We start from the raw sequence: 25,068 nt of genomic DNA, 5'->3' as shown, positions 1-25,068 counted from the left end.
TATGAATTTACAATTCACGGGTATGTAGAGACGTAGCATTGCTACGTCTCTACAATGATTTGGCATCGAACTACAAAAATGTATGCACACATAATTCATGACCAAATTCAGCAACGCCAGAACTAAACTACATTGGCAACAATTTGTGTCGCTTCTTGCAAAATTTCCTCTAGGTGTTCTTGGCTCTTAAAGCTCTCGGCATAGACTTTGCACACATTCTCTGTACCAGAGGGACGCGCCGCGAACCAGCCGTTTTCGGTTGTTACCTTCAGTCCACCAATCGGCGCATTATTGCCAGGGGCGTTGGTTAACTTAGCAGTGATGGGATCGCCAGCAAGTGTTGCTGCTTTCACATCTTCTGGGGATAGTTTGCCTAGACGCGCCTTTTGTTCTGGTGAAGCAGGAGAATCAATGCGTTTATAGAATGGTTTGCCAAGTTTTGCTGTTAAATCTTGATAGTGCAAACCAGGATCTTTACCCGTGCGTGCTGTAATTTCGGCTGCAAGTAAGTCCATAATTATACCATCTTTGTCTGTTGTCCAGACGGTTCCGTTCTTACGCAGGAAGGAAGCTCCGGCACTTTCTTCACCACCAAAGCCAAAGGAGCCATCGAGCAGACCCTCGACAAACCACTTAAAGCCGACGGGAACTTCGCAAACCTGCCGTCCAATCTCTTTGGCGACTCGGTCAATCATACTGCTGCTGACCAAAGTTTTGCCGATCGCACTTTTTGGCGACCATCCACTGCGATTGCTAAATAGATACCAAATGGCAACAGACAAGAAATGGTTCGGGTTCATCAACCCTACACTGGAGGTGACAATACCGTGGCGATCCGAGTCTGTATCATTGCCAAAAGCAATACTGTAGTCATCCTTAATTTTGACTAGGCTGGCCATTGCGTAAGGAGATGAGCAATCCATGCGAATTTTGCCATCCCAGTCTAAGGTCATGAAACGGAATGTCGGATCAACAGTCTTGTTGACCACAGTAATGTTCAAGGCATAGCGTTGGGCGATCGGTTCCCAATAGGCGATATTCGAGCCACCCAAGGGATCGACACCAATGCGGATACCAGACGAGCGGATCGCCTCAATATCTACAATATTTTCCAGGTCGTTAACGTAGGGAGTAATGAAATCAAAAAAGTGAGTTGTGGCTGCCTTCAAAGCAGATTCATAGGGAATGCGTTTGACATCCCGGTTTTTATTTGCCATCAACTCGTTAGCGCGGGTTTGAATCCATTTGGTAATCTCTGGTTCTGCTGGCCCACCGGAAGGAGGATTATATTTAAAACCACCATCACTCGGTGGGTTATGGGAGGGCGTGATGACGATACCATCTGCTAAACCGCTTGTTTTACCTTTGTTGTAGGTGAGGATAGCATGGGAAACCGCTGGTGTTGGGGTGTATTGAGCATAACCTTCACCTGCGGCAATGTAAACCTCTACGCCATTTGCGGCCAGCACTTCTAACGCAGACTTTTGAGCAGGAGCCGAGAGGGCGTGCGTATCCATACCCATGTATAGCGGGCCGTTAATGCCTTGGCTCTTGCGATACTCAGCAACTGCCTGAGATACTGCTAAGATATGGTCTTCATTGAATGTGCCATTGGCAGAAGAACCACGATGTCCTGATGTACCAAAACTAACACGTTGTAGCGGATTCTCAGGATCGGGATGAACCGTATAGTACTGATCCAAAAGCCGATCGACATCAATCAAAATGTCGGCCGGAGCAGGTTTGCCAGCCAGGGGGTTGATTTGCTCTGCCGCTGTTGTCTGCATTTGCTCTCTCCATATGCTACTACGGTTTGGCTACGATCAGAATACCGTGAAATGTTGTTAGTGGTTAGTGGTTAGTTGGTGGTTGGTGGTTGATGGTTTTATTAGTTAGTGGTTAGTAGTTAGTGGTTAGTAGTTAGTGGTTAGTAGTTAGTGGTTAGTGGTTGTTAACTATGTCCCATGCCCCTTTCCTTTATACTTGGGCGAGTTGATAGGCAGCACCCAGCCCAGATCCGATTTTTGAAGGTTCTACCTCTAGTGACAGGCAAAGCCTTCATTGTTGCATTTATTACCAAAGACAAGGAACGAAGTCTGTCAGTATTCTGTTTCCAGCATCTCCTTAGCTTTTAAAAGTTCTGCGTAATGTTCTTCACTGACCTTGGGATATGCCAGATTTAGGGATTTCATCTTCTCGTAAATAAAATAAGCTACAGCTGTGCGTGTAAACCATTTATGATCTGCCGGGATGATATGCCAGGGAGCCAATTCTGTACTGGTATAGTTGAAGACGTCTTCGTATGCTTCCATATAGTCATCCCAGAATTGCCGTTCTCTAGCATCACTAGTTGAAAATTTCCAATTTTTTTCTGGAAGCTCAATTCGCTTCAAAAAGCGCCTTTTTTGCTCCTCTTTCGAGACATTGAGGAAAAATTTCAGCACTACAATGCCATTGTTAACGAGATATTTTTCAAAGTTGTTAATTTCTTCAAACCGTTGCTTCCAAATATATTTGTTTTTTTTATCGGCAGGCAGCTGCTGCTTGGCCAGGAGTTCTGGATGTACGCGCACCACCAGTACTTCTTCATAGTAAGAACGATTGAAAATTCCAATACGTCCTCTTTCTGGTAAAGCTTTGTAAGATCGCCACAAATAGTCGTGATCGAGTTCCTCTGCTGAAGGAGCTTTGAAACTAAACACCTGGCAGCCTTGGGGATTTATCCCTGACATCACGTGTTTAATCGTGCTATCTTTACCTGCGGCATCTAATGCTTGAAGGATAATCAGCAAAGCATAGGTATCCTGGGCGTACAGCATATCCTGATACTTCGCTAACTCCTTGATCCCCAATTGCAATATCTCCAGGGCTTCACCTTTTTGAAAATCCCCTTTATAGCCTGGATCAAAGTCTTTGATCTTTATCTTTGAACCAGGCCGGACAATCATGGATTCAGGATTCAAGCGACTAACGAAGTCTTCGTAAGCCATAAGGTCAAATACTACCTTTCGAGTAGATGGAGTGATGGGATGAAAGAGTTTAATTCTTTTATCTCCCCACCTCTCTATTAGTCTATCTAGCAAATTTTGTCTGGTGAAATACTAAGCAGCGGTAACTTTTAGCGTCGAAGGTTGAGAGCGATCGCCCCTTGGTGCGGTAAGACAAGGGAGAGTGGGAGATGGGGAGTTGGGGAGAATATAAAACTGGACTCTCCCCTACCCTACACCGAAGCCGCCTGGAGGGCGTCTATACCCCATCCCTCCTTGTCCTCCTTCTCTTCCAATTTGAAGATTACTCATACTAAGTTGCAGTCAAAGATAGTACTTCCCTCACCCCCAGCCCCTCTCCCAATTTGGGAGAGGGGAAGGGGAGAGGGCACGAATTACTATTGCTATATCTGAACGCAACTTGGTATCAATTGGTGTTCTAGTAAGGCCACTTCCAATTAACGATTTCGGGCTTATCAATCCCGTGTTCGTAGGCGTAATGACGACAAGAGATTTGCTCATCTTTGAGCATTTCTTTGACGTGAGCACCTGCTACTTTGAGTTTGGGGACTCGATCAATTACGTCGATCGCAATGCTAAAGCGATCGATTTGGTTTTGGATGGCAAGCTCTAAAGGTGTATTGATGTTGCCCTTTTCTTTGTAACCGCGCACGTGGATGTTGTTATGATTGGTGCGGCGGTAAGCGAGGCGGTGAATCAACCAGGGGTAGCCGTGGAAGTTGAAGATGACTGGCTTATCGAGAGTGAAGAGGCTGTCAAAATCGCGATCGCTCAAACCGTGCGGATGCTCGGTATCGGGTTGCAACCTGAATAAGTCAATCACGTTGATAAACCGAATTTTCAACTCCGGAAAATTCTCTCTCAGAAATACCGATGCTGCCAGTGCTTCTAGGGTGGGAATGTCACCTGCACACGCCAGCACCACATCTGGTTCTTCACCAGCATCCGTGCTGGCCCACTCCCAGATATCTATACCCTTGGTGCAATTGCGGATAGCTGCTTCCATATCGTGATACTGCAAGTGCAGTTGCTTGTCAGACACAATCACGTTGACATAATTCTCACTCCGCAAGCAGTGGTCAACGACTGACAGCAGTGAGTTGACATCAGGGGGAAGATAGATGCGAACCACTTCCGGACTTTTGTTCAGCATCACATCTAAAAAGCCCGGGTCTTGGTGAGTGAAACCGTTGTGGTCTTGTCGCCAAACGGTAGAAGTAATGAGGATGTTGAGCGAAGAAACTTTTGCTCGCCAGCTAATATGGTTGCAAATTTCCAGCCACTTGGCGTGTTGACCCACCATTGAGTCAATCACATGAGCAAAGGCCTCATAGGTAGAGAAGAAGCCATGACGACCCGTGAGCAAGTAGCCTTCCAGCCAACCTTCTAATGTGTGCTCGCTCAGTATCTCTAACACGCGACCGTCGGGAGACAGTTCGCCACCGTCAGCATCTTCCGGTAAGTATCCAGCAATCCAGAACTTTTTACTGGCTTCGTAAATTGCATTGAGCTTGTTGGAAGTGTTTTCGTCAGGGCCAAACACGCGGAAACTGTTCATATTGTTCCGCATCACATCACGCAAGAAAACGCCCAGAGGTTTGGTATTTTCCACCTCGATTTGTCCAGGCTTTTCAACCTCAATGCCGTACTTGCGGAAATCAGGCATTTTCAGTTCGCGGCGCAACACACCACCATTAGCGTAGGGGGTAGATCCCAAACGTTTTGAGCCAGCAGGTGCCATATCCTGAATTTCTGGTAGTATCGTACCATTGGCATCAAAGAGTTCTTCTGGCTTGTAGCTTCGCATCCATTCTTCCAGCAGTCTCAAATGCTCTAGATTAGAATGCATTCCTCCCATCGGTACTTGGTGAGCACGCCAAAAGCCTTCGACTTTGTGTCCATCCACCTCTTGGGGGCCAGTCCAGCCCTTAGGAGTACGCATGACAATCATCGGCCAGCGGAAACGGGTAGGAACGCCACTGCTGCGAACTTCCTGTTGGATTTTGTGAATTTCTGATATGCAATGATCTAATGTTGCCGCCATTGCTTGATGCATACTCTCGGGGTCAGAACCTTCCACGAAGTAGGGTGTGTAGCCATAGCCTTTGAACAGGCCTTCGAGTTCTTCGTGGCTAATGCGAGACAAAACGGTGGGGTTATTAATTTTGTAACCATTCAAGTGCAAAATCGGCAGCACTGCACCATCGCGAATGGGGTTGAGGAACTTGTTAGAATGCCAGGAGGTTGCTAAAGCTCCGGTTTCTGCTTCTCCATCCCCAGCCAATGCCACAACAATCAGGTTGGGATTGTCAAATGCTGCACCATAAGCGTGGGATATGCTGTAACCCAGTTCACCGCCTTCGTGAATGGAGCCAGGGGTTTCAGGGGTGCAGTGGCTACCAATCCCACCAGGGAAGGAGAATTGCTTAAAGAACTGCTTCATCCCCTCTTCGTCTTCGCTACAGTCAGAGAAGTAGTTAGAATAGCTCCCCTCTAAGTAGCAGGGACCCAAGAATCCGGGCGCACCGTGACCAGGCCCCACGATGTATAACATGTCCTGGTCAAATTTCTTGATGACGCGGTTGAGGTGTGTATAAAGAAAACTGATGCCAGGGCTAGAACCCCAGTGTCCCAACAAGCGGTGCTTGATATGCTCAGGCTTGAGAGGTTCTTTCAGCAGTGGGTTATCCCGCAGGTAAATCATGCCAATGGCCAAGTAATTGGCAGCACGCCAGAAGGCATGCATTTTGCGGAGTTCGTCAGAGCTAAGGGGCGCACCCTCAACTGTTGAACGTGCCGGGCCAAAACAGCTAATAGAAGTAATGTCGTCAGCGGTTGATTTTGGGGGTGTTGCTACCATGCTTGCACCTATAATTGTCTCAAAACTGTTCTTCTGGCTATTGCGATCGCCTCACAAATATTGAAGTTCATTCTTGCGTCCACTTAGTGGAAAAGAAGCAATCAGCAGGTAGATTTTTCCTGAAAGGATTTGTGTCAGCAACAAACCTGTGGCATTGCTGTTAGCAATACCTGTTGCTGTTGCACTACGAAAAGAAAGCTGAAACTACAGATTAATAATAAATCATCGCCAAACAAACGAAACTGATTGCATATTAAAAGGTGATAACTACGGCTTATTCAACTGCTTGCTTCAATCTTTGGAATCGATAGTTAAGGCTAACAACAGCAACCGATACGGTCAAGTAATCTTATCTTTACCATAAGAACTTAAACGTTGACAAAAAGCTGACCGCATGAGATTGTCGAAATTCTCAGCAAGTAACTGTACTCAAAATTTTGGATATCAGTATGAATTTGCTACTTCTACAACAAAGCTTATTATAAATACTCTACTTTTCTTATAACAGTTTCCATAGCAGATAAGCCAGTTAAGAAAGTCAGTTAAGGCAGATAAACGACTAAATAAAGAGAAAAGAGAGAAGAAGGCAGTAAATAGAGCCAATAAATTTAGATTTCTCATGCTTTTCGTATTCCTGACAGTTTATGATGGTTAATGAAAAAGTCTACTTGATTGACACTAGATTTTGTTACTCTTACTGAACAGCGATCGCTGTCTTGAATGATTAAAAATTGCGATATATTTTTCTTGTCAATAGACTTTTTATGCAATAACCTTTTCTTAACCTTAAGCATTTATAAAAAAATTAGATTTTTCAGAGTGTAGAATTTTAATAAATCTTCATTACAAGCAATAATCTTATTGTTCCTATATTGATTATGACTAATGTCATGACAATTGCAAATTATGCATTTTATTATTCTTTCAGTGGTAATGCAAATAAATCCCTACTTCTTTTTATACACGGTTTTATGGGAAATTATCATGAATTCGATGAAGCCATAAAATTATTAGAAAAAGATTTCTATTGTCTAACAATAGATTTGCCTGGGCATGGTAACACTAAAGTTTTGGGTGCAGACAACTGCTATAGCATGACACAAACTGCTCAAGCTTTAATCAACTTTTTAGATAATTTGCAAATTACCAAATGTTTTTTAGTAGGTTATTCTATGGGAGGTAGGTTAGGTTTATATCTCACCCTAAATTTTCCCCACAGGTTCTCCAAAGTTGTTCTGGAATCAGCTTCTCCTGGTTTGCCAACAGTTGCGGAACAGCAAGACCGAGCTAAGCGTGATGGGCAAATAGCTAAAACATTAGAAAGATGCATTGAACAAAGTGATTTTATCGCTTTTTTATCAAATTGGTATAGTCAGCCTATTTTTGGCAATATCAAAAATCATCCGCGATTTCAGAATTTGATAGAAATTAGATTACAGAATAATCCTACAGAATTAGCTAAATCCCTGCGGTTTATGGGCACTGGTTGCCAGCCTTCTTTGTGGGAAAAACTCAAATATAATATCAATCCATTGCTGTTATTAGCTGGTGAATATGATAAAAAATTTTTCGATATTAATGAAAAAATGGCGAATATATGTCAATTTTGTGATCTAAGAGTAATTAGTAATGCTGGACATAATATTCACTTTGAAAATACAAAAGCATTTGTGGAAAACATTAGTAATTTTTTTAACGAATCAGAGCTAGATGGAGGAATTAAATTTATCTAATCAGTCAATGGACATAAGTAAAAATAACTATATAAAAAAATGTAAAGTATTTTTCCCTCATTTACCATTTTCTATCCCTCCACTACGCATTGCTATTCCCAACCTCTAAGAGTAGATTTTTATCCAAGAGCTTATGTTTTTAAAGTCTTTAATTTAGTTTGACAAATGAGCTTAGGAATTAGTGAAGCCTACAGTGGCGGGTTTTTAGAAATTATCCCAGAAGGCGAAGGTAGCGACTATTGGCTGATAGTAGCAATACACATTAATGGAGAAGTCTTGCGTCCTAGTCCTCGACTCTACCGCAATAAAAAACAAGCACTAGCAAAGGCAAAAAAAATTTATGATTGGATAGCCAATCGCGATCGCCAAATTTATGACAGGGTATGTTGGTGCGAAGAACTTGGAATTACCCTATGGCATGAATCTAAGAATTACTTTTAAATAAATAAAGGTGTGTTATACCTTCGCTCAAGTACCTTATAACACAATACCGTTCAGTTAAGGGTTGTCTGTGCTAGTTCTCTAGGTGTAGAGACGTTGCATTGCAACGTCTCTACAAATTTTATAGATGGGTAAATTATCTTATCACCAAGCGTATTGCCTTATAACAAGTTCTGATTATAACTGCCGTATACTGTATATTTATTTTTAATTTTTAAGTTGCTTTTAATTCTTCCTTTAACATTTTTTGGTAAATCTGTGGTAAATAGGGACTTACAGAATTAGTTTCAATACCATAGCCTAAACTTGTCCATGTTGATGACAGTCGCCGCAACACTTCATCTAACTTTCCCTGACGCAGTAGCTGAGAAATATTAATTCCCCAAAATTCGGAATCACTTAACCAACTATGCACCACTGCGTCTTGATACTCTGGTTCAAAACTATAAGAATTCCAAAACATTAACCGCTTCGGTTTTGGGTGATATCTAGGCGCGATCGTATACCAAGTTGTATTGATGATTTGATATCTACCAGCAGCTGTAGAACAATTACCCTGATTAGGGCCAGTCACAATTGTGACACATATCTGTGGATGACGGCTGAGGTCTTTAACATGCTGTCCGCCATACAAAATTGAATAGGGACGGTTACTACTGGCTTCACTGGCTGAGATAGTTCGCATTAAAGCGCGGATGTAGGGATCGCCACCTTTCATGACCAACGGTGGTTGTCTGTTTTTAAACACAGGATCGGGACGCGATCGCAAATCACCAATGATATACCACTGAAATAAATACACAAATGCCAATAAAGCGGCTAGTGGCCCGATAAATTTTTCAATCCCTTTAAATTCCCAGCCTTTCAGAGTCCGACTCCTTAAAATTGCCTGCTATGCCCATCCAAAATATAACAATCATTATTGACGTACTCGTTTCTGGAAAGTTCTCACTTGGGGACATAGCAAAGGGGATCGGGGATTAGGGACTGGGGCAAGGGGCATCGGGCAAGAGGCATCGGGCAAAGATAATCGTTAATCAATACTCCTGTTATACTCAAGTGACGCTTGCAAACAACTCACCAAAGTTTTTCGCAGGGGCATCTGGTTTTGCCACAATCTCTACAATTTTATTCTGTGCTGCTGGCTCAAATAGTGCTTCAACACAAACTTGAGCAACTTTTTGGCGAGGAATACTGCCTTCAAACAACGTATCAGCGTTTTGCATCACGATTGAGTCAGGGTTATCTTCATTCCTCAAGCCACCCGGTCTGACAATTGTATAAGTTAAACCGCTTTTTTGCAGGTATTCCTCAGCTTGTTTTTTCCAGTATAAAATCAACCAGAATAAATTCAGAGGATGGAAAAATTGGGAAGCAGCCAAAGAAGAAACCAAGACGAAATGCTCTATCCCCCTACTCTTAGCAGCATTAACTAAATTTTTAGTTCCTTCATAATCCACTTTATAAGGGCCTGTGGGATCAAAGCTGGGTTTTGCTCCCGTAGCACATAGGAGTACCGTACTGTCTCCCAAAGCAGTAGCTAGGCTTTGTTGGTCTAACACATCACCCTGCACTAATTCGGCGTCAGCAGGCAGAATACTTCTCGCTTTCTCGACGTCGCGCACCAAGGCACGAACGGGAATATTCCGCGCTATCAGTTCTTGTACGATCCGGCGACCTGTTTCTCCTGTTGCTCCTGCTACAAAAGCTTTCATGATCAACGCTATCCTGGGAAACTAGTATGTCCTTTTTCTGTCTCTATTGTAGAGATTCGATGAAATGTATGATGTGTTTTTAAGTTTTCGGTCAAAATGTACTTTTAGTGCGAAACGTTGCACCCAAGACGGGAAAGATTAATTGAGACAATCATCAAAAGTATAAATGAATCTTATGATTTCAAAAAACTCAGAATATCAATCCTTTGAATCATTTGAAACAACAGAAGTGGTTTTGTCTGTGGCCTCAACGATCGCAGAAACTGAAGAAGTACGCCCAGAGACAACTGTAGGGACTCCCACAACATTTTACGGTCGGTATCAGGACTGTATGGAAATGTATGCTCCTGTCCAGAGTGTTGCTGAGTATCTCAACAATCATGCTAGTTGGTTTTACCGCTGTGCCGAACCCATGAAGGTGGAACCACTAGGAAAAAATGGCTATGCTTTAGTAATTGGTCGCTTTGGCAGTTTTGGTTACGAAGTAGAACCAAAAATTGGCTTAGAACTTCTCTGTCCTGAGAACAGTATTTATCGCATTCGTACTATCCCTATTCCTGGTTATCAACCTCCTGGTTATGATGTAGACTACCGGGCATCGCTACAATTGATTGAAACCCAGGAATACCAAGCCGCTGCTCATTTGGGTGAGATGACGCGAGTTGAGTGGGAACTGGATTTAACAGTTGACATTCACTTTCCTAAATTTATTCAGCGATTACCCAAGTCTTTAATTCAATCTACGGGCGATCGCTTACTTAACCAAATAGTCCGTCAAGTCTCCCGCCGCTTAACCCGCAAAGTCCAAGAAGATTTTCATCAATCTTTGGGCATACCATTGCCAGCTAATGTTAAGAAAAAGAAATGAGTCAAGGGTCAATAGTCATTTGTCCTTTGTCATTTGTAATGTTAATGACTAATGACCAATGACTAATAACTATGCATTACTGATAATTTTTTGCACAATTTGCACGCCAGTGATAGCTTGCCAAGTAAAAAGCCCTAAAAGGGTAAAATTCAACAAAATATGTGTGACACGCGCCCAATTCGCCCCTTTTTGCATGTAAGGAGACAAGGCAGCAGAAAAGGCAATTATACTTGTCATGCCAAGACCTGCTAGCAGGTGCGGCCCCACAAACAACTTACCATTATTAATATAGGTGACAGCCATCCCACCAACAGAGCCTAGCACCATGAACGCCAATAGTATAGAACCGATTTGGTAGTGTCTGACGTTATATTTACCTTTAATCAGTTCTTTCTTTTGTTCGCCTTGAGCATTTCTAGTACGCTGCACTTGTAGCCCCAGGTATGCAGCATATATCGATACTAACAGTAGCGCCCACATCATGATTGGGTGGAAGAATTGCGACCAATATTTTACCGATGGTGACAGTTCCAGATTCATTATCTTTGCCCCTATTCTTAAATCTTCATAAAAATTAGCATAACGCTAATTGGGAATGGGGAGATGGGGATACGACCGAAATTCTAGGAAATTCCAAATACCCAATTCCGAATTGGACTGACCTTTTCTAACTTTTCATGTCTTGGATGTAAATAAGCTTCTACCTCTGGAAAGAGGTTGAATAATTTACAGTCCGTAAAAATTTAGATTAGAAAATTTATTGTTTTTTGCATTTTTTTATTCCCCATCTCTTGCAAAGTACTACATGATGGCGGAAATAAAGCTACCATTCTAAATCAACGAAAAGCCTAGATAACAAGCTTTTTGACTTTTGACTTCCGCACAGCGGTAGTACCTTTTGCAAGAGGTCTAATATCTTGTACTCTAATTTGTGAGACTAATAGCGCTGCGGAATGTAAACACAAATAACTAATGACTCACAATAACGATGTCTTGCTGCTAAAGGCAGCTAAAACTGGTGATATCAAACGGGTACAAGCGCTGTTGGCTTTGGGTGCAACACCTGATGTAAGCGATCGCGATGGCACAACAGCGTTAATGTTTGCTGCCAATTTTGGCTATACGGAAATTGCGCGATCGCTGATCAATGCCGGGGCAAATATCAATTTACGCAGAAAACGCTATGGTTTGACAGCTTTGATGTTAGCTGCGAGTGCCAAAAATCTTGACATTGTGCGACTTTTAGTATCAGGTGGTGCGGATGTAAATGCCAGCAATGAAGATGGCAGCACTGCTTTGATGGCAGCAGCACTCAAAGGTCATGTTGAGGTGGTGCAAGTCTTACTAGCTGCTGGTGCAAACGCCAATGTCAAAGATAAAGATGATGATACTGCCTTGAAATTAGCCATTAAGCGCGGTAACACCGCCGTTGTGCAAGCAATCCTGCAAGGGCAAGGTGCAAATATTAATGCCCAGGATGAAGAAGGTGAAACTCCGTTGATGCTGGCGGCAGACTTGGGACATTTACAAGTTGTGCAAGCACTTTTAGCGGCAGGGGCGGATGTGAAACTGCAAAACCGCGATCGCAGTACGGCGCTATTAGCAGCGGCAGCGGCAGGACATAAGGCGATCGTTGCCGCTTTATTGGATGGGGGTGCTGATGTGAATGTTCAAGACAAAGATGGTGAAACAGCCCTGCACCTTGCAGTTGTTGAAGGTTATGCCGATGTGGTCGAAGAATTACTGAATCGAGGTGCAAATGTACAAATTAGAAATAACCTTGGCGATACACCGTTACTCGTAGCTGCGTTGCAGGGACACAGCCAAATTGTTGAAATCCTGCTGCGGTATGGGGCAGATGTGAATGCGAGAAATTTTGGTGAAGTGCCTTTAACACTCGCAGCAACGCAAGGCAACGCCGAAACTGTGAAAGTTTTGCTAGAATCGGGCGCTAATGCCAATAGCCAAGGAGATGATGGCAAAACAGCGTTACTCAAAGCAGCTGAACGCAACCGTACAAAGGTGATACAGCAACTAGTTGCTAAGGGTGCAAATGTGAATTTTCAAGACTCCGCCGGAGCAACGGCGCTGATGTGGGCAGCGTCAAGGGATTATGGTGAAGCGGTGCAATTGCTACTGCAAGCAGGGGCGGATGTAAATTTGAAAAATCAAGGTGGTTATACAGCTTTGATGCTAGCAGAGTTTAATGGCTACAGAGATGTGGTGCGGCAGTTGCAGACGGCAGGAGCACAGGAATAGGTATTTTATACTTTTAGCTGCGGAAAAACAAGAGGGCGAAAGGGAAAAGGAGAAAGGTGAAAGGTGAAAGGTTAATAAATTCCTTTACCCTTTACCCAATCCCCAATCCCCAATCCCTACTTTCCTACCCCGCCTTGACAGTGTACGGACTCGTCAATTTATCCAATTGCTGTACCAACAAACTCAGGAACAACCCTACATCTGTCACTACACCAAGCGATTCTATCGAACCCCTGTCACTTAACTTCGTCACCACTGCTGGGTTGATATCCACACACACCATCTTTACCCCCGCAGGCGTCATATTGCCCACACCAATAGAGTGCAGCATCGATGACAGCATCAAAATCATCTCCGCACCTTTGAGTAGTTCGGCGTATCTTGTTTGTGCTTTAATCAAATCCATCTCGGTATCAGGCAAGGGCCCGTCATCACGAATCGAACCAGCTAGGCAGAAAGGTACGTTATTTTTCACGCACTCATACATCACCCCACTTTGAATTACTCCAGCTTCTACGGCTTTGGCAATGCTGCCGTAACGCCGGACGGTGTTAATTACCTTGAGGTGGTGGCGATGTCCGCCGCGTACTGCTACGCCCCGCTTCATATCCACACCGAGGGAAGTGCCCATAATCGCTTGCTCAATATCGTGAACAGCGATCGCATTTCCTCCCAACAGCGCCTGCACGTATCCTTCACGAATTAGTCGCGATAGGTGTTCGCCGCCGCCAGTGTGAATCACCACTGGCCCGGCAGTGACAACTACTTTACCACCTGCATCGCGGATTTTACGTAATTCCCAAGCCACCTGCTCAACAACCAATTCCACACGTCGCTCGCTGGAAACTCCTGCTGACATAAAGCTAAATTCTTCAGCATTGCGTTTTTCCCGCGATTCTGGTTTACGGATGGTGCGGATACCCAGCACATCGACAACTACCTGCTCGCCGACTTCTAAATCACGCAAAATTTTACACCGCGCTACCAAACCTTGGGGAGTTTGGGAAATAGCGATCGCTCCATCCATGCGTTGATTTTGCACCTTGATCCACTCACCATTAACCCGCACCTCGGTGGGATAAATTGTACTCACATAAAAATCATCAGGAGCGACACCAGCTATGGTAACAGGTTCTAGCTTGGCATCTCGTTCGTCTTGCGGCAAATCTACCGCACCCAAATCAATTAATTGCGAGATGATTTCCTCCATCACCTCGTGGGATGGTGCGGATACTTTCACCTCTGCTGCGGAGGTACTTTGCCGCTGTTCTCCCAAGTTGAAGTTCAAAACTTGGAAGCTACCACCGTTGTCTACAACCAAATCTAAAGCGCGGTTAATTAAGCCAGCGTCGAGTAAGTGTCCTTCCATGCGAATGATCCGACTTTCGACCGACACATTCGCATGAATTTCTTCTCTGACTGGTTCTGTTACCCGCAGGGTTAGACATTTCGCCGCACCACCAGCTTTGAGAAATTCCGTCAGTGGCGTTTCAATTACTTGAAAACCAATCTCAGTCAGACGCGCTTTCAGTGCATCGCTAGCCTTGTTCATGATAATAATGCGATCCACATTCACCGCATTGCAGGCGAAGTTCACCGCATCAGCCTCAGCAATTGCTATCCGCTTTTCTGGTGCTACTCGCATTTCAATTAAACGGTTGGAGTAGGAATCAAAAGCCGCAGGATAGTAAAGCAAATAGCCATCTGTTAATGGACAAAAGCAAGTATCTAGGTGATAGAAACGCTCATCTATCAACCGCAGGGATAGTACCTCGATATCCAGCCATTTTGCCAGATAGGGATGAGAATCTAATTCTGAGCGGAAGCCGTATCCTGCCCATAGCCAACGTCCTTCCCGATCTAGCAGTGCGTCTCCTGCACCCTCAAACGGCAGATCCTTTGGCAGTTCATAGACTTTGTAGCCGTTTTCTTCAAACCACTGCTTAAAATACGGTTCTTCTCCTTGACGCTCTTTGTGTAAAAAGCGACTGAGAACGACTGTATCCCCCAAAACTAAACCAGCATTAGCCGTGAACACCATATCAGGCCAGCCTGGTTGGGGTGGCGCTAGCTCTACAATTGCGTGTTCTTTGAGAATGTGGTAAAGTTTCTGCCACTGTTCCACGGCGCGATCGCGCGATGACTTGTGAATATTTCCCTCCATCCAGGGGTTAATTACATAGTCCACGTCGTAGTGGTCGGGCGGACACATTAAATAGCGAATTCGAGAAGTCATAAAGAATGTCACTGGCGTATAGATGCGATCAGTCTATGATTGAATACTAATTTTTGCTGAGCCTATTCTGTAGAATTTGCTACTAAAGTTACACCTTTTGATAGTTGAAGGCTATGAAAAGGCATCCCTCCTATTCTATATACCCATAGGGGTCAAAAGACTGATTTTTAACTCAGGAGTTAAAGGCAGAAGTGGGTTGCTGCATTGCTAAGAGGCCAAGGTTACGCAAGATAGCTGATGCAACAAACAAAAATGCGTGGTTTTTGTCACGCTTATCTTGATACGTTTAGTTTTTAAGCTCTTGGTTTTTACGAAAATTTGCCTATAAAAATAAAATTTTTTAATAAAAATTAACTATTTTTGAATATTGAAATTCCCTTAGTGTCTTAGTGGTGAAGAAAAGCACCTCTTGAACCACCAAGACACAAAGACACCAAGAAATTCAAGCTGGCAAGGTGTATCCCAGTGCGGACGACCGGTGTGCGATCGCAATTCCTGCAATGCTGGTAGTAGTTCGGCAAAAAAGCTAGGACGGTCAGCTAACGCAATGCCAAGTAAGTTAACGATGACATTTTGATCTGGTCGCTCCAGTAATTCTAGTACTTCAGCCACTTGTGGTGAGCGATCGCTAGGCAGCAAGTGTACCATCGTAGTCAGTGGCTAATGCAAAGTAGCGCATAGTTTTTTCGTCGTTTGCTGCTTGATTGAGTAGCTCCTTTATAGAATTGCTGAAGATAATTACTCTGGTTATCAAGCCTGAGAGGGAAAAATTCAGTTCTTAAGGCAGAAAAGCCTACTGTAAAACGCCGAATTTGTGTAAAGTTTTAGTCTGGCTCTCAGATTCTTAAGAATTTAAGTCATCTTGTTAAACAAAGGATTTATAACGGTAAGTTAACAGAATAGACTTCCATGTGTAGCATGGAAGAACAATCGTCAATCACTCGTCATTGCAGACCTGTGTCAAGTCATTCCAACCCAGAATTTAACCCTAGCGTCACAGTGCGTCGCGATCGCGGTTTGCAAAAAATACTTGAGCGCCTGATCGCCACAATGGAACGTGATGAATTAGTTAGACAAACGACGAACCGCCTTAGAGATTCGCTTCAAGTTGATCGTGTGGTGTTGTATTATTTTTACTGCCAATGGCAAGGACAGGTGACGTTTGAAGCTTTGAGTGCTGGTGAATTTTCCATCCTTGGTTCAACAGGCCCTGATGATTGTTTTAATAATGAGTATGCCGCTATGTATTTGGCAGGACGAGTAAAAGCAATACCTGATATTGAATTAGAACCAATTGCTATTTGTCACCGAGATTTTCTCCGTAGCTTGCAAGTTCGTGCCAATCTGGTTGTGCCAGTCTTGACTCCCAAGGGATTATGGGGATTGTTGATAGCGCATCACAGTCAAGCACCTCGTTCTTGGTCACGATCGGATATGGAACTGATGCAAAAAGAGGCACAACTTCTGGCAACGACACCTTGTATTCAAGAGAGTTAGATAGTGGATAGTGGATAGTGGATAGTGGATAGTGGATAGTGGATAGTGGTATAAAATCAATCACTAACTACCAACCACTAACCACTAACTACCAACCAATGTACAGACGTGCCATGGCACGTCTCTACAACCACTAACCACTAACTACCAACCACTAACCACTAACTACCAACCACTAACTACCAACCACTAACCACTAACTACCAACCACTAACTACTAACCATTAACCAATAACTATCTAAAAATGCTACCTTGGGAAACTGTGACTTAACCTGCGCTTCCCCAAATATGCCTTACCTGACATCAGCCAGCGCTATTCGTTCTCTGGTTTCTGAATATACCAGAAGTTCAACTTTGTGGATAGATACAGAAGTCGCTGATTACAAAAGTAGCAATCCCAGATTGTCGCTGATTCAGGTATTAGATGATCCCACAGATATGAGTGGCGATCGCATTCACGTTTTGGATGTACTGGAGTTGCCAGATGTCGTAGCTGAATTTATTGAACAAATCATGATTAATCCGGCGATTGAGAAGGTATTTCACAACGCCAGCTACGATTTGAAATTTTTGGGGAACAAAAAAGCCAAAAATGTGACTTGTACTTTAGAGATGGCAAAAAAAATCCCGTACTATATTTTGCCATTACCCAACTACCAGCTAAAAACTCTTGCCTCTAAATTGTGTAATTTTCAGTCTATCGATAAACAAGAACAAACTAGCGATTGGGGACAGCGACCTTTAACAGAAGAACAAATAGAATATGCTTACCTAGACTGTATTTATTTAGCTCAGGTACATATGCATTTGATAGAATTAAATGCCAAAATCAACCCCGATCCTGCTACGGAAGACTTAATCGCACTTGCAGCAAGATACCAAGAAATTGAGCAATATCGGAAAGTGTTGAATTCAGAATATGAACATCTGCAAGAGCGAATTAAAAAAGCTATGCAAGCTCAAAATCTATCTGAAACTTCCGATTTAAAGTTAACAGGATATGAGCGGGCAACAGTAAAAGTATCATTTGCAGAGCTAGTTAGACTAATACAAACTCAAGATATTAATTTAGATTTTCCTATTACATTGACTCAAAAAATGCAAAAAGATTTAGGAGAAAATCTCGAACAATTATCTGTAGATGTAGAAAAAAGTACAGCTTGGCGACTGATTACCAAAACTCCAGAAAGTATCAATGAAGACGAGTAAATAATGTACTAGCAATAAAATATTTTTTATAAATATTAATTTAAAATCATAAAATAAAAATTTACGAAAATTCTGGAAAAATACGATTAAATATTAATGGCATAGAGTAACAAAGTTATCAGGAAAATTTACTTATATTAGAACAACTTATGAAATTGCGGTTAGAGGAGCAGAAATTAATAAAAGTAGCAGTTAGAATAGCTGCGCTTACCGCATTTGTCACCATCGGAGTTGTTTCTTGTGCAAAGAACAACGATGTGCTAGTAACAGAAATCGGAGTAAGTGCTCCTAAAAGCCCAGTTGCTAAACCATTAAAAGCAGAAGACTTTTATACTCAAGGTCAGTACAAGCATATCCAAGGAGACTCCCAAGGCGCGATCGCAGCTTATACCCGAGCGCTTCAAATCAATTCTGGGTATGCCGCAGCCTACAATGGTCGGGGACTAGTTCAATTCGATATGGGAGACAAGCAGAAGGCGATCGCAGATTACAACCAAGCCATTAAACTTGCTCCTAACTATGCTGAAGCCTACAACAATCGAGGTAATGCCCGCGCCGCCACAGGGGATCTTAATGAAGCAATTGCAGATTACAGTGAAGCCATTCGTCTTGCTCCTAACTACGCCGAAGCTTTCAACAATCGCGGTAACGCCCGCGCCGCTACAGGAGATCGAAAAGGTGCAATTTCAGATTACGACCAAGCCATTCGCCTCAATCCCAAGTATGCCGTTGCCTACAATAACCGAGGCAATGCCCGTGCCGCAATCGGAGACAGACAGATGGCAATTAATGATTTCGACCAAGCCATTCGCCTAAACTCCGAATTTGCCGCAGCTTACAATAATCGCGGTAATACTCGTGCTGCATTGGGAGATAATCAAGGAGCAGTTGCTGACTTACAGCGAGCCGCAGAGATTTTTCAAAAACAGAAAAATACTGAATTATATAAACAAGTAATGCAGAATATCCAAGATATTCAGCGTTAGACCGCTTCTGTAGAATAATTATTTTCTAAGCGTTTAAATAGTCATAATTATGAACCAAGATAAACGTCAGGCTTACTGGCGTGCCAATACAGCTTTAATCAGAAATCTTCTTCTTGTTTGGGCACTGGTATCTATTGGTTTTAGCATTCTGCTTGTACAGCCATTGAACAATATACGTCTGGGTGGTTTACCTCTCGGCTTCTGGATGGCGCAGCAAGGCTCCATTTATATCTTCGTGGTGCTGATTTTTGTCTACGCCGTGCAGATGGATAAGCTCGATCGCCAATACGGAATCAAAAGGAGAGGTAAATAATGTCAGCTGAAGCTTGGACGACTTTACTTGTCATCCTTTCTTTCATTGTATATCTCTACATCGGTTGGCGCTCTCGCGTTAAAGATAGCAAAGGATTTTTCGTAGCCGATCAAGGTGTTCCCTCCCTTGCCAATGGTGCGGCGACTGCGGCTGACTGGATGTCAGCCGCTTCGTTTATTTCGATGGCGGGGTTAATTTCTTTCCTTGGTTACGACGGTTCAATTTACCTGATGGGTTGGACTGGCGGCTATGTGCTGTTAGCTTTGCTGCTGGCTCCTTATTTGCGGAAGTTTGGCAAATACACAGTTCCTGATTTTGTTGGCGATCGCTATTATTCCAACATTGCCCGCGTGGTTGCAGTTATTGCAGCTATCTTCGTCTCCATGACTTACGTAGCAGGGCAAATGCGCGGTGTGGGGATTGTGTTTAGCCGCTTTCTGCAAGTAGACATCAGCACTGGTGTTGTCATTGGGATGGTGATTGTCGGCTTTTTCTCGGTGCTGGGGGGAATGAAAGGCATTACCTGGACTCAGGTTGCTCAATACTGCGTCTTAATCATTGCTTATTTGATTCCAGCTGTTGCTATTTCTCTGCTACTCACTAATAACCCCATTCCCCAACTAGCGTTCACTTTCAGTGATATTGTCCCAAAACTGAACCAAATCCAGCTCGATCTTGGTTTCCAAGAATATACGCAACCGTTTGTTAACAAGTCGATGCTGGATGTTTTATTTACTACCGTTGCTCTCATGGTAGGGACTGCGGGGCTTCCCCATGTGATCGTACGTTTTTACACAGTACCAGATGTGCGCTCGGCTCGCTTTTCTGCTGGTTGGGCGTTGCTGTTAATCGCTTTGTTGTATACAACAGCACCAGCTTTATCAAGCTTCGCCCGTTATAACTTGATTAGCACATTACACAACCGCACGCTTGAAGAGATTCATCAATTAGACTGGGCGAAAAAGTGGGAAAACACCAAGTTATTGAACTTTGCAGACAAAAACGGTAATGGACGCATTGAGTTAACCTCAGATAAAAAAACTAGCGAGATTGACATTGATCGGGACATTATCGTTCTCTCGACTCCAGAAGTAGCGAAATTGGCTCCTTGGGTAATTGCTTTAGTTGCTGTCGGTGGATTAGCAGCAGCTTTATCGACAGCATCGGGGTTACTGTTGGTAATTTCGAGTGCAGTTGCCCATGATATCTATTACCGCATGATTAATCCGGGAGCCTCAGAATCTAAGCGGGTGATGGTGGGTAGAGTTATGGTGGGCTTTGCGATCGCCATTGCTGGTTATTTCGGTGTCAATCCGCCTGGGTTTGTTGCTGAGGTAGTGGCGTTTGCCTTCGGTTTGGCGGCGGCCAGCTTTTTCCCAATTATCATTTTAGGAGTATTCGACAAGCGGACAAACCGAGAAGGTGCGATCGCCGGTATGGTAGTGGGCTTGTGCTTTACTATCTTTTATATAGTTGGGGTAAAATTCTACGGAATGCAACCTTGGTTTTTCGGCGTCTCAGCCGAAGGAATTGGCACCCTCGGAATGTTAATCAATTTTGTGGTCACTTGGAGTGTTTCTCGATTCACAGCACCTCCACCATTTGAAGTTCAGGAAATGGTTGAGGTATTACGGATACCTGGTGATGAACCACCAGCAATTGAAGAACTTGATGAAGATCATCTCGATTAATTAGTAAAGAGTTAGTGGATAGTGGTTAGTGGATAGTAGATAGTAGATAGTGGTAAAAAATCAACTACTAACTACTAACTACTAGGGGTTGCTGAATCAAAATATGAATTTACAATTCACGGGTGTGTAGAGACGTAGCATTGCTACATCTCTACGAAAATGTGTACAAACATAATTCATGACCAAATTCAGCAACGCCAACTACTACCTACTAACTACTAACCACTAACTACTAACTACTCGTTTAGCCAGGCTAGCAACAACTGCGATTAGTTCATCTAAATCAATAGGTTTGCACAGATGACCTTGAAAACCAACCAATAGCTCGTCAATATCATTCACATTTTTGGGATAGCCAGTCACGGCGATCGCTGGAATCTGTCCTCCTTGATCGGCACCAAGATTTCTCACTTGGCGAATCAGGTTGTAGCCATCTGTACCTGACATTTGTATGTCACTAATCAAGATATCCGGCTGAAATTGGGCGACCGCTTCTAGCGCCTGCTGTGCTGAAGCAACTGGGATGACTTCTGCGCCATTGCTTTCAAGGACGAAGGTGAATAACTCTCGCGTGTCTTGATCGTCATCTACAACCACTAACCGCAAACCATTAAGGATGTAAGTATCGTTATATGATACTTTCGAGCCATCTGTTGAATCTTCAGCTTGCACGTCTTAATCTCCTGGGGAACTTCAGGACAAATGATGTTACGGCTTTACGAACCCACAGGCTATAGACGCCCACAGGGCGGCTTCCCGTAGGGTAGCCTGAAGCTACACTCTTTAGAGTGACAGCGAACGTTCACACAACCGTATTGCAATACTCCAAATAGACATAATGATAAAGGTCGTCAACATCAGATGTCGGTACGAAACCGTACATAAGAGTCCAATGCCCAATGCCCCATTCCCAATGCCCAAAAACCATGCCCCTCGTGGGCGTGGTTTTTCATTGCCCTGGACATAATTTTTACGCGTGAAAACCACTACCCCAATCCCTAATCCCCAGTACCTTTTACATTGGTATTAGTAGGAATTGCGTAACATCCTGCACTCTAGATGTGGTGGCTACAAAACCAAAGAGCGAAAATAGAAGATATGGGTTTTATAAGGTAAAGCCTGACATTAAACAAGGAGTTTGTTATCTGTGGTTTTACAAGTAAAAACTAGCACCTACGAAGCTAATACTCAAAAAATAGCCAAACAATTACTAGAAGCAACACAGGAAAGTCGTAATTTTTTCTCGGCGTTGCGCGATCAGATGCGCTGGGATGATAAGCTGCTGGCTTGGGCGATGAGCAATCCTGGGTTGCGAGTGCAGCTATTTCGCTTTATCGATACTCTACCCGCTTTACACAGTAAATCGGAAATTGCCGCGCATTTACAAGAATATTTAGGTGATGAATCAGTAGAATTACCAACTGCCCTGAAGGGAATGTTAAATTTTGCTAATCCCGATTCCATGCCGGGGCAGGTCGCTGCTACTACTGTTGCTACAGCAGTTGAAACATTAGCTCATAAATATATTGCTGGAGAAAATATTAAACAGGTACTTAAGACGATTGAGCGACTGCGTAAGGAAAAAATGGCTTTCACTGTAGACTTACTAGGTGAAGCAGTAATTACCGAAGCAGAAGCACAGTCTTACCTGGAAAGATATCTAGATTTGATGCAACAATTACAAGAAGCATCCAAGAATTGGGCAACTGTACCATTAATTGATGAAGCAGACGGCGAAGCACTACCAAAAGTTCAGGTGTCTGTCAAATTAACCGCGTTTTACTCCCAATTCGATCCCCTAGATCCTAAAGGTAGCGAAGAACGAGTCAGCGATCGCATCCGCATCCTGTTGCGTCGTGCCAAAGAACTAGGCGTCGCCGTTCACTTTGATATGGAACAGTATGCTTACAAAAATCTAACGTTGAGCATTCTGAAAAAGCTTTTGCTTGAAGAAGAATTTCGTACGCGCACAGATATTGGCATGACTATCCAAGCATATCTGCGTGACAGCGAACAAGATACAAAAGCATTAATTGATTGGGCAAAACAGCGTGGTTATCCGATTACAATTCGCTTGGTAAAAGGTGCGTACTGGGATCAAGAAACCATCAAAGCAGCGCAGAAGCACTGGCCACAGCCAGTTTATAGCGACAAAGCCGCAACAGATGCCAACTTTGAGACTATTACGCAATTATTGCTGGAAAATCACCAATATGTGTATGCTGCGATTGGTAGCCATAATGTGCGATCGCAAGCTCATGCCATTGCAATCGCGGAAAGTTTAAAAGTCCCTCGTCGTTGCTTTGAAATGCAAGTTCTCTACGGCATGGGCGATAAACTAGCAAAAGCTTTAGTTGATCAAGGCTATCGCGTCCGCGTTTACTGTCCCTATGGTGAACTTCTTCCCGGGATGGCCTACCTGATTCGTCGCTTGCTAGAGAATACCGCGAATAGTTCTTTCTTGCGGCAAAATTTAGAAAATCGTCCGGTAGAGGAATTGTTAGCACCACCTACTGTGGGACAAGGGGACGGAAAAGTCCCCCCCTCTCCCCCTTGCCCCCTTATCCCCAGAGGGGGCCCCGAGTTCCCCCTCTCCCCCTCATCCTTCATCGGTGCAGCAGATACAGATTATGCTGAAGAACAGGCAAGAAAGAAATCACAACAAGCTTTGCAAAGTGTTCGCCAGCAATTTGGTAAAACCTATCTCCCGTTAATTAACGGCGAATACGTCAACACTCAGGAAATAATTGATTCTCTCAACCCCTCAAATTACAGTCAGGTAATTGGTAAAGTCGGACTCATCAGCGTTGAACAAGCAGAAAAAGCGATGCAAGCTGCAAAAGCTGCGTTTGCCGGTTGGCGCAAAACACCTGTCAGACAACGCGCTGAGATCTTGCGAAAAGCAGCTGAGTTGATGGAACAGCGTCGTGCGGAACTTGCAGCTTGGATCGTGTTGGAAGTTGGTAAACCAGTACGGGAAGCAGATGTAGAAGTTAGCGAGGCGATAGACTTCTGTCGCTACTATGCTCTTGAGATGGAACGGCTAGACCAAGGTTATAATTACGACGTTCCCGGCGAGACTAATCGTTATATTTACCAGCCTCGGGGAATTGCCGTGGTGATTTCTCCTTGGAATTTCCCGCTTGCGATCGCCACGGGAATGACTGTCGCAGCTTTGGTTGCTGGTAATTGTACTCTCCTCAAACCAGCAGAAACATCCTCAGTAATTGCAGCGAAACTGACAGAAATTTTAGTCGCAGCTGGTATCCCCAAAGGTGTATTTCAATACGTACCTGGTAAAGGTTCCCAAGTTGGTGCTTACTTGGTAAGCCATCCCGATACTCATATGATTGTGTTTACGGGGTCGCAAGAGGTTGGTTGTAGAATTTACGCAGAGGCGGCAAATCTTAAACCTCTGCAAAAACATATGAAGCGGGTAATTGCCGAGATGGGTGGCAAGAATGCAATTATTGTCGATGAAAGTGCTGATTTAGACCAGGCAGTTGCGGGTGTTGTGCAGTCGGCATTTGGTTACAGCGGTCAAAAATGTTCAGCTTGTTCGCGAGTGATTGTACACACAACCATTTACGATACTTTTGTCCAGCGGTTTGTAGAGGCGACAAAATCGCTTAACATTGGGGAAGCGGAGTTACCCAGTACTCAAGTAGGCCCTGTGATTGATGCTAACGCACGCGATCGCATTCGTGAGTATATTCAAAAGGGCAAAGCAGAAGCAAAAGTGGCTTTAGAATTGCCAGCACCGGAGAACGGGTATTTTATTGGCCCGGTGATCTTTTCGGATGTATCGCCAAATGCGGTAATTGCCCAACAAGAAATTTTTGGTCCCGTTGTCGCGGTAATCAGGGCGAAAAATTTCCCAGAGGCTTTGGCAATTGCCAACGATACCAACTACGCTCTAACTGGAGGGCTTTACTCTCGAACTCCCTCGCACATTCAAACAGCGCAGGAAGAGTTTGAAGTTGGGAATTTGTACATTAACCGTACCATCACAGGTGCAATAGTTGCACGGCAACCCTTTGGTGGTTTCAAGCTTTCTGGAGTTGGTTCTAAAGCGGGTGGCCCTGACTACTTGCTGCAATTCCTAGAACCGCGTACGGTGACGGAGAATATCCAGCGGCAAGGTTTTGCGCCAATTGAAGGGGCAGAGTAAAGTTTTTAGGGTGGGCAATGCTAGCCCTTTGGTGGTGCAATCCCAAAGAATCAGCTTTCTTTGTGTCTTCGTGTCTTAGT

General features: G+C 43.8%; 19 protein-coding genes. 10 read left to right on the top strand and 9 right to left on the bottom strand.

Features of this window, described 5'->3' with window-relative positions; genetic code table 11:
• Positions 1-122: 122 nt before the first annotated feature.
• The 3 genes from pgm to HXY43_RS10160 form a co-directional block, all read right to left on the bottom strand.
• Entirely contained in the window at positions 123-1,787 is a 1,665-nt protein-coding gene (gene pgm / locus HXY43_RS10170; RefSeq protein ID WP_290882941.1) for a phosphoglucomutase (alpha-D-glucose-1,6-bisphosphate-dependent), read from the bottom strand.
• A 312-nt stretch (positions 1,788-2,099) separates the two neighbouring features.
• On the bottom strand, positions 2,100-2,990 hold the full coding sequence (locus tag HXY43_RS10165) for a polyphosphate kinase 2 family protein (RefSeq protein ID WP_290882939.1): 891 nt from the start codon (positions 2,988-2,990) through the stop codon (positions 2,100-2,102).
• Positions 2,991-3,426: 436 nt separating this feature from the next.
• Positions 3,427-5,868, bottom strand: coding sequence for a phosphoketolase (locus HXY43_RS10160; protein WP_290882936.1), 2,442 nt, complete (start codon positions 5,866-5,868; stop codon positions 3,427-3,429).
• Positions 5,869-6,758: 890 nt separating this feature from the next.
• Here HXY43_RS10160 and menH point away from each other — a divergent pair.
• Together menH and HXY43_RS10150 are read left to right on the top strand one after the other, a co-directional pair.
• Positions 6,759-7,601, top strand: coding sequence for a 2-succinyl-6-hydroxy-2,4-cyclohexadiene-1-carboxylate synthase (menH, locus tag HXY43_RS10155; protein WP_290882952.1), 843 nt, complete (start codon positions 6,759-6,761; stop codon positions 7,599-7,601).
• Between the two features lie 165 nt (positions 7,602-7,766).
• Complete coding sequence (locus HXY43_RS10150; protein ID WP_290882934.1) at positions 7,767-8,042, top strand: hypothetical protein; 276 nt, start codon at positions 7,767-7,769, stop codon at positions 8,040-8,042.
• A 214-nt stretch (positions 8,043-8,256) separates the two neighbouring features.
• Here HXY43_RS10150 and HXY43_RS10145 read toward each other — a convergent pair whose 3' ends face one another.
• Positions 8,257-8,928, bottom strand: a complete 672-nt coding sequence (locus tag HXY43_RS10145; protein WP_026733344.1) for a glycoside hydrolase family protein — start codon at positions 8,926-8,928, stop codon at positions 8,257-8,259.
• 169 nt (positions 8,929-9,097) lie between these two features.
• The gene (locus tag HXY43_RS10140; protein ID WP_290882931.1) at positions 9,098-9,757 is read right to left on the bottom strand and encodes an NAD(P)H-binding protein; all 660 of its coding nucleotides are present in this window, start codon (positions 9,755-9,757) and stop codon (positions 9,098-9,100) included.
• A 175-nt stretch (positions 9,758-9,932) separates the two neighbouring features.
• Between HXY43_RS10140 and HXY43_RS10135 the strand changes: the two genes are divergently transcribed.
• Positions 9,933-10,625 carry a DUF1997 domain-containing protein gene (locus HXY43_RS10135; RefSeq protein ID WP_290882929.1) on the top strand — a complete coding sequence of 231 codons (693 nt, stop codon included), beginning with the start codon at positions 9,933-9,935 and terminating at the stop codon, positions 10,623-10,625.
• Positions 10,626-10,694: 69 nt separating this feature from the next.
• On the opposite strand, the gene HXY43_RS10130 is transcribed toward HXY43_RS10135, so the two are convergent.
• Positions 10,695-11,165: a DUF4079 domain-containing protein gene (locus HXY43_RS10130; protein ID WP_290882926.1), complete on the bottom strand. Its 471-nt coding sequence runs from the start codon at positions 11,163-11,165 to the stop codon at positions 10,695-10,697.
• A gap of 432 nt (positions 11,166-11,597) precedes the next feature.
• On the opposite strand from HXY43_RS10130, the gene HXY43_RS10125 reads away from it, so the two are divergent.
• Entirely contained in the window at positions 11,598-12,884 is a 1,287-nt protein-coding gene (locus HXY43_RS10125) for an ankyrin repeat domain-containing protein (protein ID WP_290882923.1), read from the top strand.
• Between the two features lie 124 nt (positions 12,885-13,008).
• Here the strand turns inward: HXY43_RS10125 and HXY43_RS10120 are convergent, their stop codons facing one another.
• Both HXY43_RS10120 and HXY43_RS10115 read right to left on the bottom strand, forming a co-directional pair.
• Positions 13,009-15,120 carry a TIGR00300 family protein gene (locus tag HXY43_RS10120; protein WP_290882919.1) on the bottom strand — a complete coding sequence of 704 codons (2,112 nt, stop codon included), beginning with the start codon at positions 15,118-15,120 and terminating at the stop codon, positions 13,009-13,011.
• A 378-nt stretch (positions 15,121-15,498) separates the two neighbouring features.
• On the bottom strand, positions 15,499-15,768 hold the full coding sequence (locus HXY43_RS10115; RefSeq protein WP_290882916.1) for a hypothetical protein: 270 nt from the start codon (positions 15,766-15,768) through the stop codon (positions 15,499-15,501).
• A gap of 309 nt (positions 15,769-16,077) precedes the next feature.
• Here HXY43_RS10115 and HXY43_RS10110 point away from each other — a divergent pair, with 309 nt between their 5' ends.
• The 5 genes from HXY43_RS10110 (at position 16,078) to HXY43_RS10090 (ending at position 20,817) form a co-directional block, all read left to right on the top strand.
• Positions 16,078-16,617, top strand: a complete 540-nt coding sequence (locus HXY43_RS10110) for a GAF domain-containing protein (protein WP_290882913.1) — start codon at positions 16,078-16,080, stop codon at positions 16,615-16,617.
• A 289-nt stretch (positions 16,618-16,906) separates the two neighbouring features.
• Positions 16,907-17,827, top strand: coding sequence for a ribonuclease D (locus tag HXY43_RS10105; RefSeq protein ID WP_290882911.1), 921 nt, complete (start codon positions 16,907-16,909; stop codon positions 17,825-17,827).
• A 149-nt stretch (positions 17,828-17,976) separates the two neighbouring features.
• Complete coding sequence (locus HXY43_RS10100) at positions 17,977-18,813, top strand: tetratricopeptide repeat protein (protein WP_290882909.1); 837 nt, start codon at positions 17,977-17,979, stop codon at positions 18,811-18,813.
• A gap of 49 nt (positions 18,814-18,862) precedes the next feature.
• Entirely contained in the window at positions 18,863-19,126 is a 264-nt protein-coding gene (locus HXY43_RS10095; RefSeq protein WP_026733332.1) for a DUF4212 domain-containing protein, read from the top strand.
• Positions 19,126-20,817, top strand: coding sequence for a sodium:solute symporter family protein (locus HXY43_RS10090; RefSeq protein ID WP_290882906.1), 1,692 nt, complete (start codon positions 19,126-19,128; stop codon positions 20,815-20,817). Before HXY43_RS10095 ends, HXY43_RS10090 begins: the two co-directional genes overlap by 1 nt.
• Positions 20,818-21,042: 225 nt before the next feature.
• Here HXY43_RS10090 and HXY43_RS10085 read toward each other — a convergent pair whose 3' ends face one another.
• On the bottom strand, positions 21,043-21,489 hold the full coding sequence (locus tag HXY43_RS10085) for a response regulator (protein WP_290882903.1): 447 nt from the start codon (positions 21,487-21,489) through the stop codon (positions 21,043-21,045).
• Between the two features lie 475 nt (positions 21,490-21,964).
• Here HXY43_RS10085 and pruA point away from each other — a divergent pair, with 475 nt between their 5' ends.
• A complete protein-coding gene (gene pruA / locus HXY43_RS10080) occupies positions 21,965-24,988 on the top strand; it encodes an L-glutamate gamma-semialdehyde dehydrogenase (RefSeq protein WP_290882901.1) in 3,024 nt (1,007 codons plus the stop codon).
• Positions 24,989-25,068 lie beyond the last annotated feature (80 nt).

It is taken from the genome of Fischerella sp. (assembly GCF_013388695.1).
GTDB lineage: Bacteria > Cyanobacteriota > Cyanobacteriia > Cyanobacteriales > Nostocaceae > PCC9605.
This window is presented reverse-complemented; position numbering and strand designations above follow the sequence as displayed.

What these genes read in the sequence shown, in the direction of transcription:
- pgm (WP_290882941.1), bottom strand. Translation starts at nt 1,787, where the DNA reads ATGCAGACAACAGCGGCAGAGCAAATCAACCCCCTGGCTGGCAAACCT.
- HXY43_RS10165 (WP_290882939.1), bottom strand. Translation starts at nt 2,990, where the DNA reads ATGGCTTACGAAGACTTCGTTAGTCGCTTGAATCCTGAATCCATGATT.
- HXY43_RS10160 (WP_290882936.1), bottom strand. Translation starts at nt 5,868, where the DNA reads ATGGTAGCAACACCCCCAAAATCAACCGCTGACGACATTACTTCTATT.
- menH (WP_290882952.1), top strand. Translation starts at nt 6,759, where the DNA reads ATGACAATTGCAAATTATGCATTTTATTATTCTTTCAGTGGTAATGCA.
- HXY43_RS10150 (WP_290882934.1), top strand. Translation starts at nt 7,767, where the DNA reads ATGAGCTTAGGAATTAGTGAAGCCTACAGTGGCGGGTTTTTAGAAATT.
- HXY43_RS10140 (WP_290882931.1), bottom strand. Translation starts at nt 9,757, where the DNA reads ATGAAAGCTTTTGTAGCAGGAGCAACAGGAGAAACAGGTCGCCGGATC.
- HXY43_RS10135 (WP_290882929.1), top strand. Translation starts at nt 9,933, where the DNA reads ATGATTTCAAAAAACTCAGAATATCAATCCTTTGAATCATTTGAAACA.
- HXY43_RS10130 (WP_290882926.1), bottom strand. Translation starts at nt 11,165, where the DNA reads ATGAATCTGGAACTGTCACCATCGGTAAAATATTGGTCGCAATTCTTC.
- HXY43_RS10125 (WP_290882923.1), top strand. Translation starts at nt 11,598, where the DNA reads ATGACTCACAATAACGATGTCTTGCTGCTAAAGGCAGCTAAAACTGGT.
- HXY43_RS10120 (WP_290882919.1), bottom strand. Translation starts at nt 15,120, where the DNA reads ATGACTTCTCGAATTCGCTATTTAATGTGTCCGCCCGACCACTACGAC.
- HXY43_RS10115 (WP_290882916.1), bottom strand. Translation starts at nt 15,768, where the DNA reads ATGGTACACTTGCTGCCTAGCGATCGCTCACCACAAGTGGCTGAAGTA.
- HXY43_RS10105 (WP_290882911.1), top strand. Translation starts at nt 16,907, where the DNA reads ATGCCTTACCTGACATCAGCCAGCGCTATTCGTTCTCTGGTTTCTGAA.
- HXY43_RS10100 (WP_290882909.1), top strand. Translation starts at nt 17,977, where the DNA reads ATGAAATTGCGGTTAGAGGAGCAGAAATTAATAAAAGTAGCAGTTAGA.
- HXY43_RS10095 (WP_026733332.1), top strand. Translation starts at nt 18,863, where the DNA reads ATGAACCAAGATAAACGTCAGGCTTACTGGCGTGCCAATACAGCTTTA.
- HXY43_RS10090 (WP_290882906.1), top strand. Translation starts at nt 19,126, where the DNA reads ATGTCAGCTGAAGCTTGGACGACTTTACTTGTCATCCTTTCTTTCATT.